This window comes from Pseudomonas sp. 1176_21, assembly GCF_052850635.1.
Genome location: NZ_VXCV01000001.1, coordinates 352,634 through 364,616, shown reverse-complemented (window position 1 = coordinate 364,616; position 11,983 = coordinate 352,634). Strand labels below are relative to the sequence as shown.

Annotated in this window: 11 protein-coding genes; 10 read left to right on the top strand and 1 reads right to left on the bottom strand. The window is 65.6% G+C overall.

Annotated features, from left to right (window positions below):
- Positions 1-37: 37 nt before the first annotated feature.
- From FW760_RS01955 to FW760_RS01920, 8 genes are all read left to right on the top strand, one after another.
- Positions 38-856, top strand: a complete 819-nt coding sequence (locus FW760_RS01955) for a LysR family transcriptional regulator (protein ID WP_116053723.1) — start codon at positions 38-40, stop codon at positions 854-856.
- 119 nt (positions 857-975) lie between these two features.
- Entirely contained in the window at positions 976-1,653 is a 678-nt protein-coding gene (locus FW760_RS01950; protein ID WP_116053720.1) for a thermostable hemolysin, read from the top strand.
- Positions 1,643-3,124, top strand: a complete 1,482-nt coding sequence (locus FW760_RS01945; protein ID WP_446443538.1) for an AMP-binding protein — start codon at positions 1,643-1,645, stop codon at positions 3,122-3,124. The genes FW760_RS01950 and FW760_RS01945 overlap by 11 nt, the downstream gene beginning before the upstream one ends.
- A complete protein-coding gene (locus FW760_RS01940; RefSeq protein WP_116053718.1) occupies positions 3,121-3,792 on the top strand; it encodes an iron-containing redox enzyme family protein in 672 nt (223 codons plus the stop codon). The genes FW760_RS01945 and FW760_RS01940 overlap by 4 nt, the downstream gene beginning before the upstream one ends.
- Entirely contained in the window at positions 3,779-4,588 is an 810-nt protein-coding gene (locus FW760_RS01935) for an SDR family oxidoreductase (protein WP_054914358.1), read from the top strand. The genes FW760_RS01940 and FW760_RS01935 overlap by 14 nt, the downstream gene beginning before the upstream one ends.
- On the top strand, positions 4,585-5,229 hold the full coding sequence (locus FW760_RS01930) for a tetratricopeptide repeat protein (RefSeq protein ID WP_116053715.1): 645 nt from the start codon (positions 4,585-4,587) through the stop codon (positions 5,227-5,229). The genes FW760_RS01935 and FW760_RS01930 overlap by 4 nt, the downstream gene beginning before the upstream one ends.
- Before the next feature lie 11 nt (positions 5,230-5,240).
- Positions 5,241-5,903, top strand: coding sequence for a response regulator (locus FW760_RS01925; RefSeq protein WP_054914356.1), 663 nt, complete (start codon positions 5,241-5,243; stop codon positions 5,901-5,903).
- Positions 5,900-7,267 (top strand): sensor histidine kinase, encoded by a 1,368-nt coding sequence (locus tag FW760_RS01920; protein ID WP_104572556.1) that lies wholly within the window; start codon positions 5,900-5,902, stop codon positions 7,265-7,267. Before FW760_RS01925 ends, FW760_RS01920 begins: the two co-directional genes overlap by 4 nt.
- Before the next feature lie 34 nt (positions 7,268-7,301).
- Here FW760_RS01920 and mqo read toward each other — a convergent pair whose 3' ends face one another.
- Positions 7,302-8,948: a malate dehydrogenase (quinone) gene (mqo, locus tag FW760_RS01915; RefSeq protein ID WP_058540324.1), complete on the bottom strand. Its 1,647-nt coding sequence runs from the start codon at positions 8,946-8,948 to the stop codon at positions 7,302-7,304.
- Between the two features lie 295 nt (positions 8,949-9,243).
- On the opposite strand from mqo, the gene FW760_RS01910 reads away from it, so the two are divergent.
- Positions 9,244-11,499 (top strand): ATP-binding protein, encoded by a 2,256-nt coding sequence (locus tag FW760_RS01910; RefSeq protein WP_254999888.1) that lies wholly within the window; start codon positions 9,244-9,246, stop codon positions 11,497-11,499.
- Between the two features lie 18 nt (positions 11,500-11,517).
- The gene (locus FW760_RS01905) at positions 11,518-11,979 is read left to right on the top strand and encodes a response regulator (protein WP_043864031.1); all 462 of its coding nucleotides are present in this window, start codon (positions 11,518-11,520) and stop codon (positions 11,977-11,979) included.
- Positions 11,980-11,983 lie beyond the last annotated feature (4 nt).

Below are 11,983 nucleotides of genomic sequence, written 5' to 3'. Positions count from 1 at the left end.
AAATGCTTAATTCCTCTTGCAGACATCGGCCTTACCTATGGATATCCGGCACCTCAAAGCCTTTGTGGCGGTGTTCGAAGAACGCAACATCACCAGCGCCGCCCAGCGCCTGTGCATCAGCCAGCCGACCTTGTCGGTGACCATCCGCCAGCTCGAAGAAGCCCTGGGCGCCAACCTGTTCAACCGCCAGTCGCGAGGGGTGGAGGTGAGCGAGGCGGCGCGTTCGCTGTACCCGCAGGCCTGCGCGCTGGTCAGCGAGGCCGAGGCCCTGCGCCAGCGCTTTCGCACCAGCGATGCGCGCCAGCACCTGAGCCTGGGCATCGAGCCGGACCTGAGCCCCGCGCAGGTCGCTGCGTTTCTGCGCTTTGCCCACCAGGTGGTGGCGCACCTGTACATCACGCTGCACGAGGGCTGTGCCGGCGATGCGCGCCTGGCGGTGGAAGAACAGTGCTGCGAAGACGAGCTGTTCCTGCCGGTGTGGGACGACCCGTTCGTGCTGGTGAGCGCAGCCGGCAGGCAACCGGGCACGGTCACCAGCCTGTACCCCTGGGTCATCTGCCCCGAACACCCCTCCCACCAGCGCCTGATGGCGCTGTATGGCAACTCCACCGCGTCGGCGGTGGCCAGCAGCGGCTCGCTGCAGCAGTCGCTGCTGCTGGTGGCGGCCGGGGTCGGCGTGGCGGCGCTGCCGCACTCGCTGGTGAGCGCGGCACAAGGGGTGCAGGTGCATGCGCTCAACAGCCCGCTGCCCAGTCGCCGGGTGGGCCTGTGCTACAGCGGCACTGCGCTGGAGCAGCCGGTGCTGCGCCTGCTGCACGCCGCGCTGCGCGACGCCCCGGCCGGTACCTGGCAATGATGCGACAGGCATCGAAAGCCGCGGTCTGAACAGACCGCTGGCTGTTTTCGCGATCTTCAGACTCCGTTAAGAATTGCCTCGGATACTCCTCCCGACACACACCCCGGGAGGCGTGATCGATGCCCGATTCTGACTGGAACATCCCCCTGCCCCTGCACTTCGCAGCCGCAGGCGGTTCGGTGATGAGCCTTGCCAGGGCCTTGCCCGGCGATAGCCTGCGCCCGGCCTACGAGGCCTTCATCCAGCAGCGCTTTCGCAAGGCCCATGGTGCGCATATCGCACAGTTCATGCCGCAGCTGTTCGGCATCAGCAATGCCTCTGGCGCGCTGTGCGCCGTGGCCGGTGTGCGGCTGGCCAGCAGTGAGGCGCTGTTTCTGGAGCGCTACCTGGACGAGCCGATCGACCCCCTGATCAGCGCCACCGAGAACAACCCTGTCGATCGCAGCGCCATCGTCGAGGTCGGCAACCTGGCGGCCGCCGATACCGGCAGCGCGCGCCTGAGCATCATTGCCGTTACCTACCTGCTGGCCATGGGCGGTCTGGAATGGGTAGCGTTCACCGGCAGCATCGGCCTGGTAAACAGCTTCCACCGCCTTGGGCTCAAGCCAGTGAGGCTGTGCACGGCCGACCCCATGCGCCTGGGCGAAGAACGCCATAACTGGGGCAACTACTACCAGAGCCAACCCCAGGTGCATGTTGGCAACATCCGTGCAGGCTTCATCCATTTGCGCAACATGGGCGTGTTCACACGCCTGGGCCTGCCTACCGCCGCCGGGGAGGCCTGTCATGTCGCCTGAACTGCAGCATTTCGAACAGGTGCTGCGCAGGTACGCCGAACACACGCCCAACGCCATTGCGTTGTGGGGCGACCAGTTGAAGCTGGACTACGCCACGCTGCAGGCCGAGGTGCAGTACCGCCAGCAACGCCTGCGCGATGAGTCGGCCAGGGTCGTGGCACTGGCCCTGGATAACGGTGTGGAAGCCATGCTGTGGGATCTGGCATTGCTGTTTGCAGGCGTGACCTGCGTGCTGCTGCCGCCCTTTTTCAGCCCCGCACAGCGCAGCCATTGCCTGGCGCAGAGCCAGGCCAGCCTGGTGATTGCCGAGCCGGCCCTGGCCCCCGAACTGCTGGCGTGCGGCTATGTCGAAGACGGCGCGTTCTGGCGCAGGCAATGGTCGGGGCCCGACCTGATGCCCGAGGGCACCGCCAAGCTGACCTTCACCTCCGGCACCACCGGAACCCCCAAGGGCGTATGCCTGGGCGCCGAGAGCATGCTGCGCGTTGCCCGGGCGCTGGAGCAGGCCAGCCGAATCACCGCGCCACAGCACCACCTGACCCTGCTGCCGCTGGCGATCCTGCTGGAGAACCTGGGTGGCTACGCCGCGCTGATGGCCGGGGCCACGGTGAGTGTCCCCAGCCTGGCGGCTCTGGGCATCCAGGGCGCAAGTGGCGTCGATGCTGCGCGCCTGCTCGGCACCCTCGCCGACCGTGCGCCCCACAGCCTGATCCTGGTGCCGCAACTGCTGCTGGTGCTGGTCAGCGCCGCTGAACAGCGCGCCTTCGACCCGCGCACGTTGCGCTTTGCCGCAGTGGGCGGGGCCAGGGTCGCCACCGAACTGCTGATCCGCGCGCAGCGCATCGGCCTGCCGGTGTATGAAGGCTACGGCCTGTCGGAATGCGCCTCGGTGGTGTGCCTGAACCGGCCACAGGCCCATCGCCCCGGCAGCGTGGGTCAGCCACTGCCCCACCTGCAGGTCAGGCTGGCCGAAGACGGCGAGGTGCTGATCAAGGGCTCGGCCCTGCTCGGCTACCTGGGCCAACCGCCGCACACCGACGCCTGGTGGCCCAGCGGTGACCTGGGCGAGCTGGACGCCGAAGGGTTCCTGTACATCAAGGGGCGCAAGAAACACCAGTTCGTCACCAGCTTCGGCCGCAACATCAACCCCGAATGGGTCGAAGCCGAACTGACCCAGCGAGGGGTGTTCGCCCAGGCCTTCGTCTATGGCGAAGCCATGGCTCACAACCACGCCTTGCTGTGGCCACATCAACCGGGCTGCACCGACACCGAACTGGCAGCGGCCGTGGCCCAGGCCAATCAGGCCCTGCCCGATTACGCCCAGGTGCATCGCTGGACGCGCCTGGAACAACCGTTCACGACCGCCAATGGCCTGCTCACGGCCAATGGCCGCCCGCGCCGCGATGCCATCGTCGAGCGCTACCGCTCCCAACTCACCGACCCCCTTGCCTGCGAGGCTACCCGACCATGAGCTTTTTCGACACGTTGCAAGAAGCAACCCATCAGCAACGCCATGCGCTGTTCAACCTGCCGGTGATTCGCGATGCCCTCGAAGGCAAGGTCAGCCTCGATAGCTACCAGGCCTTCCTGGCCCAGGCCTACTACCATGTGCGTCACACCGTACCCTTGATGATGGCATGCGGCGCCCGCCTGCCCTCGCGGCTGGAGTGGCTGCGCAAAGCCGTGTGCGAGTACATCGAAGAGGAGTATGGCCACGAGCAATGGATACTCAACGACATTGCTGCCTGCGGCGGTGACAGCGATGCCGTGCGCGAAGGTCGGCCTTCACTGCCGATCGAGCTGATGGTCGCCTACCTCTACGACCTGATCGCGCGGGGCAACCCGGTAGGGCTGTTCGGCATGGTCAATGTGCTGGAAGGTACCAGTATCGCCCTGGCCACCCATGCCGCGCACAGCATCCGCGCGCGCCTGGCGCTGCCGGAGGCCGCCTTCAGCTACCTCAGTTCCCATGGCTCGCTGGACCTCGAGCACATGCAGACCTATCGCCGTTTGATGAACACCCTGCAGGCCCCTGATGACCAGGCCGCGGTGATCGATGCGTCGCGCGTGGTCTACCGCCTGTATGCCGACATGTTTCGCGGCCTGCCGCACGATGGAGCACAGCATGCGCCTGTCTGACGCCCGCGTGGTCCTGACCGGTGCCAGTGGCGGGATCGGCCTGGCCATAGCCGCCGCCCTTTGCGCCAACGGCGCCCGCGTGCTGGCGGTGGCCCGGCATGCCGAACCCCTGCAAACGCTGCTGCAGGAGTACCCCGCGCAACTGACCTGGATGGGCGCCGACCTGACCTTTCTCGTGGACAGGCGCAAGGTGCTCAACGCGGCCCAGGCCCTGGGCGGCGCGAACCTGCTGATCAATGCCGCGGGCGTGAACCATTTCGCCATGTTCGAGCAACTGGACGACAGTGACATCAATGCCATGCTGGCAGTGAACATCAGTGCCCCCATGTGCCTGACTAGGCTGTTGTTGCCGCTGCTCAAACAGGCCGACAGCGCCATGGTGGTCAATGTCGGGTCTACCTACGGCTCGATCGGCTACCCCGGCTACGCGGCCTACTGCGCGAGCAAGTTCGCCCTGCGCGGGTTTTCCGAAGCGCTGCGCCGGGAACTGGCCGACACCCGGGTCAACGTCCTGTACGTCGCCCCGCGGGCCACCCGCACCCCCATGAACAGCCCGGCGGCGCAGGCCCTGAACGTTGCCCTCAAGGCCAATGTCGATGATCCGAAAACCGTGGCCAGCGCCGTGATTCACGCCATTGCCGGTGATCGGCGCGACCTTTACCTGGGTTGGCAGGAGCGTTTTTTCGTGCGCCTGAACAACCTGCTGCCGCACCTGGTGGACCGCGGTCTGCGCAAGCAGTTGCCACTGATCCGCCGCCTCAGCCACAAGACCGACCGCGAGCCGCCCAAACCATGAAAAAGATCGCTACCTGCCTGCTGGTCTGGGGGCTGAGCCAAGGCGCCTGGGCCCTGGACAATGCCGACCAGCAACGCCTGAACATGCTTCAGCACAGCTGGGCACACATCCAATACCAATTGCCGCCAGACCAACGCGCGACAGCCTTCGAGCAATTGTCCAGCCAGGCCTCGGCATTTACCCGGGAACGTCCGACCACGGCTGAAGCCTGGATCTGGGCGGGCATCGTCACCAGCAGTTGGGCCGGTGCGCAGGGCGGGCTGGGCGCGCTGGGCAAGGCCAAGACGGCCAAGGCCGACCTTGAAAAGGCGCTGACGCTGGACCCCAGGGCGCTGCAGGGCTCCGCCTACACCAGCCTTGCAGCCCTGTATGATCGCGTACCAGGCTGGCCAATCGGCTTTGGTGACGCCGACAAGGCCGAACAGCTGCTCAAGCAGGCCTTGCTGATCAATCCCGATGGCATCGACAGCCTGTACTTCTGGGGCGATCACCTCTACCGTCAAAAGCGTTACCCCGAGGCCAGGGCAGCCTTGCTCAAGGCACTGCAAGCCACCCCGAGGCCAGGGCGTGAAATCGCCGATAGCGGACGTCGCCATGAAATCAACGCGCTGCTGGCGGACATCGACAAGAAACTCGACTGACAGGAGTCACCGTGCGCTTGCTGCTGATAGAAGATGACGTGGCCCTGGGTGAAGGCATTCATCAGGCCCTGGGGCGCGAAGGCTACACCGTCGACTGGCTCCGGGACGGCAGCAGCGCCCTGCATGCGCTGCTCAGTGAAACCTTCGACCTGGCGGTGCTCGACCTGGGGCTGCCGCGTATGGACGGCCTCCAGGTGCTGCGTCGCCTGCGTCATAGCGGCTCCACCCTGCCGGTGCTGATACTCACCGCGCGCGATGCCACCGAAGACCGCATTGCCGGGCTGGATGCCGGTGCCGACGACTACCTGATCAAACCCTTCGACCTGGCGGAGCTCAAGGCGCGCCTGCGGGCCCTGCTGCGCCGCAGCGCCGGGCGGGCCAAGGCAAGAATCGAGCATGCAGGCATCAGCCTGGACCCCGGCACTCAGCAGGTGTCCTTCCATGGGCAGAACGTGCCCCTGACGCCCAAGGAATATCAGCTGCTGCATGAGCTGCTTTCACCGCCGGGGCGTGTCATGACCCGCGAGCGGCTGACCCAGTTGCTTTACGGCTGGAACGAAGAAGCAGAAAGCAACACCCTGGAGGTGCACATCCATCACCTGCGCAGGAAATTCTCCGCCGACCTGATCCGAACCGTACGCGGCGTGGGTTATCTGGTGGAGGAGCGCCGATGATGTCGATCCGACGCCGTACCCTGACCCTGATCATCGGCCTGATGCTTACCGGCCTTATGATTCTCAGCGCCTTCAACCTGCATGACAGCAACCACGAGATAGCCGAGGTGTATGACGCACAACTGGCCCAGAATGCGCGGCTGCTGCAGGGCGTCATGCGCATGCCGCTGGCTGGCGACCAACACACCGAACTGTACCAGGCGTTCAACCAGGCCCTGAGCGAAGCCACACCCAGGCTTGACGGCCACCCTTATGAAAGCAAGATCGCGTTTCAGGTGTGGGATGCGCAGGGCCAGGTGCTGGTACATACCAACAGCGCCCCCGCCTTCACCTCGCCACCGTCGGCACCGGGCTTCAGTGACGTGCATGACCTGCATGGCCGGCAGTGGCGCGCCTTCCTGCTCGAAGACAAAATCAACCAGGTGCGGATCTGGGTGGGCGAGCGCGACGACGTACGCACTGACCTGGTCGACCGCATCGTACGCCACACCCTGTGGCCCAATATGCTCGGCAGCCTGATCCTGGCAGCAATGGTCTGGCTGGCCATTGGCTGGGGGCTCAAACCCCTGGCCAACATGGCAGCCACCCTGCGTGCCCGTCATTCAGGGTCGCTTGAACCTCTGCAACTGATGCCATTGCCTGCAGAACTCGAACCGATGCAGGCCGCGCTGAACCGCATGCTGGCGCAGATCCAGGAAGTGCTGGAACGCGAGCGCCGCTTCATTGCCGACGCGGCTCATGAAATGCGCACGCCCCTGGCGGTCCTGCGGGTGCACGCGCAAAACCTGCAGGAGGCCGGGACCGAACAGGAGCACCGTGAATCGCTGGCGCACCTGATACACGGGGTGGACCGCGCCAGCCGTCTGGTCAACCAGCTGCTCACCATGGCACGCCTGGAACCGCAGCCGGGTCATGCCCATGCCCCGCGAATCGACCTTGAACACACTGTGCGCGACAGCCTGGTGCAGATGACCCCATGGCTACTGGACCAGGGCCTTGAACTGGTGTTCGAGGCCGCCCCGGGCAACTACCTTGCCCGAGTGGATGGCGGGGCGATCGATATCGCACTCAACAACCTGGTGACCAATGCCGCGAACTTCTCCCCCGAGGGAGGGATCATCAGCGTTCGCCTGAGCCGCCAGCCGACGCATTTCGTGCTGTCGATACAGGACGAGGGGCCTGGTATCGACGAAGCTGAACGCGAGCGCCTGTTCGAACGCTTCTACAGTCGTGGCAATGCACAGGGCGCCGGCCTTGGCCTGGCCATCGTCCAAGCGGTCGCCATGCGGCTGGGCGGTCAGGTCCGGCTGGAGAACATGGCCACCGGCGGGCTGTGCGCAACCCTGGAGATTGCGCTGGACTGAACCCGCCCCCCCGCTGACAGGTAGCCATCGACGGTCATGGCGCCAGGTCAGGGTCCGAGTCGCTGTGCTTCTGGCCGATCGGGTCGGTGGCCGGCGACTGCTGCGGCGCCTGGGTATCGATGCCCGGTGGCGGCGCAAGCTGCAGTATCTCGCTGGTGTAGGCCCACTCCTGCTGCACCCGGGCCGGGTCGTCGTTCAGGTGGGTGCCGTAGCTGGGCACGATCTGGTGCAGCTTCTGCTGCCAGGCCGGGCTGGCGACCTTGTCCTTGAACACCTTCTGCAGCACTTCGAGCATGATCGGCGCCGCCGTGGATGCGCCGGGCGATGCGCCCAGCAGCCCGGCAATGCTGCCATCGGCCGCGCTCACCACCTCGGTGCCCAGCTTGAGCACCCCGCCCTTTTCCTTGTCGCGCTTGATGATCTGCACCCGTTGCCCGGCCTGCCACAGGCGCCAGTCTTCCTTCTTGGCCTGGGGGAAGTAGGTCTGCAGCGCCTCGAAGCGGTCGTCGTCCGATTGCATCAGCTGGCCTGCCAGGTACTGCACCAGGTCGAACTGGTCGATCCCCACCTTGGTCATGGGCCACAGGTTATGGGTGGTCATGCTGGAGAACAGGTCCAGGTACGAGCCTTCCTTGAGAAACTTGGTGGAGAAGGTCGCGAACGGCCCGAACAGGATCACCCGCTTGCCATCGAGTACCCGGGTATCCAGGTGCGGCACCGACATCGGCGGCGCGCCCGTGGCGGCGATGCCGTAGGCCTTGGCCATGTGCTGCTGGGCGATGGTGGGGTTGTCGGTGACCAGGAACGAGCCGCCCACCGGGAAGCCCGCGTAGTCCTGGGCCTCGGGAATGCCGGACTTCTGCAGCAGCGGCAGCGCCGCGCCGCCGGCACCGATGAACAGGAACTTGGCATCGGCGGTCGACTTCTCGCCGCTCTTGAGGTTCTTGTACTCCACATGCCAGGAGCCGTCGTCATTGCGACGGATGTCCTCGACCTCGCTGGACAGCTTGAGCGAGAAATTCTCCTGCTGCTGCAGGTGCGCCACGAACTGGCGGGTGATCTCGCCGAAGTTCACGTCGGTGCCGATCGGCGTCCAGGTGGCGGCGATCTTCTGGTTGGGGTCGCGGCCCTCCATCATCAGCGGCACCCACTTGCGGATCTGCGCCGGGTCTTCGGAGTACTGCATCGGCCGGAACAGGGGGCTGGCCTGCAGCGCCTCGTAGCGGCGCTTGAGGAAACTGATGTTGTCGTCACCCCACACGAAGCTCATGTGCGGCGTGGAATTGATGAACGAGCGCGGGTTCTTCAGCACCCCGTTCTTGACCTGCCAGGCCAGGAACTGGCGCGTCACCTGGAACGCCTCGTTGATCTCGACCGCCTTGGTGATGTTGATCTTGCCGTCCTTGTCCTCGGGCGTGTAGTTCAGCTCGGCCAGCGCCGAGTGCCCGGTGCCGGCGTTGTTCCAGCCGTTGGAGCTTTCCTCGGCCACCCCGTCCAGGCGCTCGACCATCTCCATCGACCAGCCCGGCTCCAGCTCGTTGAGCCAGATTGCCAGCGTGGCGCTCATGATGCCGCCTCCCACCAGCAGTACATCGACTTTCTTCGATTCCGCCCCCTGCGCCTGGCCGGCCGCCAGTGACACGGCCAGGCCCAATGTGGCCACGTTCCTTGCGAACTTCATGGCATATCCCCCCAATTGCATTACGAGACGATCCAGTGAGTGTGGCTCATGGATCGCGCATGACAAGCCGTACAAGCGACCCGGTGCAGTCAGTGGGGTTCCCTTGGATCGGGCCGCGGCGGCGCCAGGGCACGGGCAAAACGCTATCAAACTGAACCAATTCATCAGCTAAGGATCAGTTTTAGCATCGTGAAACCACAGGATTTGATACCTTGTCCGCGCTTTCTACACTTGGCCGGGATCGCTTGTGCCCTTCCCCTGCACGGCCTGCCAACACGCCTTCAGGAGGGATCTTGTGACCACCACCCACCCCAGCGACGCTTTCCAGATCGCCCTGGCCAACTGCGCCCGTGAACAGATCCGTACCCCCGGCAGCATTCAGCCCCAGGGGTTCATGGTCGTGGTGCAGGAGCCGGCCATGTTGATCCGCCAGGTCAGCGAGAACCTGCCGGACTGGCTGGGGGTGGAGATCGACGCCTTGCTGGGCGTGCATTTCGATGCGGTGGTGCAGGACGGTTGCAGTTTCGTCGAGCAACTGGGCGAACTCGACGAAGACCAGTCCCAGCCCTATCACGTGGCCGACGTACAGTTTCTGATCGGCCAGCAGGCGCAGCGCCTGCCGATGATGCTGCACCGCCACGACCAGGTGCTGATCGCCGAATTCCAGCGCCCGGCCGCCGTGCCGGCGCCGAGCTCGCGGCTGTACCCGCTGGTGCGCTCCTTCGTTGGCGGCGCACCGGACAGCGAGAGCATCGACGAGCTGTGCGAGCGGGCGGTGCGCGTGATCAAGCGCCTGACCGGGTTCGGCCGGGTCAAGTCCTACCGCTTCGACACCGAGGGCAACGGGCTGGTCAACGCCGAGCTGGTCGACGACGACTACCCCAGCTACAAGGGCCTGTGCTTCCCTGCTTCGGACATCCCGGCGCAGGCCCGGGCGCTGTACTGTGCCAACCGCATCCGCGTGATCGAGGATGCCGACTACCAGCCGGCGCGCCTGCTGCCGGCCGCCAACCTGCTCACCGGCCAACCCCTGGACCTGAGCTTCTCGACCCTGCGCAGCGTCTCGCCCGTGCACCTGCAATACATGCGCAACATGCAGACCTGGGCCTCGATGTCGGTTTCCATCGTGGTCGAGGGCCGGTTGTGGGGGCTGGTGTCGTGTCATCACCGCACCCCGCGCAGCGTGAGCTTTCAGGTGCGTACCGCCTGCGAACTGCTGGGCCGGGTGCTGTCGCTGCAGATCGAGACCCGCGAAGCCCACCTGCGCCACGCGCGCATGCTCGAGATCCGCCAGCGCATCGTGCAGCTGCTGGGCGCCATCGCCGACCAGGACAGCGTGCGCCTGGGCCTGCGCGCCCTGCCCGACATCTTCACCGACTTCGTCGGCGCCGCCGGTGCCGCAGTGGTGTCCAGCACCGGCTGCGATACCTACGGGCACACCCCGCCCCAGGCGCGGATCATGGCCCTGGTGGGCTGGCTGACCGCCCGCGGCGACGCCGAGGTGTTCCATACCGACAACGCCGGGCGCGATATCCCGCACCTGACGGGGCTGGCCGACATGGCCAGCGGCATCCTTGCCGTGTCCATTTCCGAACTGCACCCGCATTACCTGATCTGGTTCAAACCCCAGCAGTCCCAGGTGGTGCACTGGGCCGGCCGCCCGGAAAAAAGCATCGCCCAGAGCGGCTCGCTGAACCCGCGCGAAAGCTTCGAGCAGTGGCAGCAGATCGTCGAAGGCTTCTCGACCCCCTGGGACCCCAGCGAAATCGAGGGCGTGCAGGAGCTGCGCCAGGCCATCCTCGGCATCGTGCTGCGCAAGGCCGAAGAACTGGCGCAACTGTCCGAATCCCTGGAAAAGACCAACAAGGAACTGGAAGCCTTCTCCTACAGCGTTTCCCACGACCTGCGCGCGCCGCTGCGTCATATCGCCGGCTACGCCGAGCTGCTCAGCGATGCCGAAGGCGCCAACATGTCCGAGCGCAGCCTGCGCTTTCTGGGCACCATCGAGAACTCCGCCAAGTTCGCCGGCACCCTGGTGGACAACCTGCTGAGCTTCTCGCAGATGGGCCGGTGCGCCATGCACCTGTCCGACGTCAACCTGTCGGCGATGGTCGCCTCCATCAAGCTGGAGATGCTGCCCGACTACGAGGGCCGGGACATCCGCTGGACCTTCAACGCCCTGCCGATCGTGGTGGCCGACCCGGCCTTCCTGCACCTGGCCCTGCGCAACCTCATCGCCAACGCCATCAAGTACACCCGCGGCCGGCCGGTGGCGCTGATCGAGGTCGACGTGCAGGAACGCGACGACGCCCACGTGATCAGCGTGCGCGACAACGGCGTCGGCTTCGACATGCAGTACGCCAACAAGCTGTTCGGCGTGTTCCAGCGCCTGCACCGCATGGAGGAGTTCGAAGGCACCGGCATCGGCCTGGCCAATGTGCGGCGCATCATCGAGCGCCATGGCGGCACGGTATGGGCCCACGGTGTCCCGGACCAGGGCGCGACGTTCTATTTTTCACTTCCAAAGAAAACCCTCATGCCCACTGCATGACCCACACGAGGGCGCTCCATGCTCAAACCGATACTCCTGGTAGAAGACAACCCCAACGACCTCGAACTGACCCTGCTCGCGCTCGAGCGCAGCCAGCTGGCCAACGAGGTGATCGTGGTACGCGACGGCGCCGAGGCGCTGGACTACCTGTTCCGCAGGAACAGCCATGCCGACCGCCCGCAAGGCAACCCGGCAGTGCTGCTGCTCGACCTCAAGCTGCCCAAGGTCGATGGCCTGGAGGTGCTCGAACAGGTGCGCGACTCGGCCGACCTGCGCAGCATTCCGGTGGTGATGCTGACCTCGTCCCGCGAAGAGCCGGACCTGGACCGCGCCTATCAGCTGGGCGTGAATGCCTACGTGGTCAAACCCGTGGAATTCAAGGAGTTCGTCGGCGCCATCTCCGACCTGGGGATTTTCTGGGCCGTGCTCAACGAGCCACCGCCCGGTTCCACCCGGGTCGTGCGTCGCCCCAAGTCATGATGAC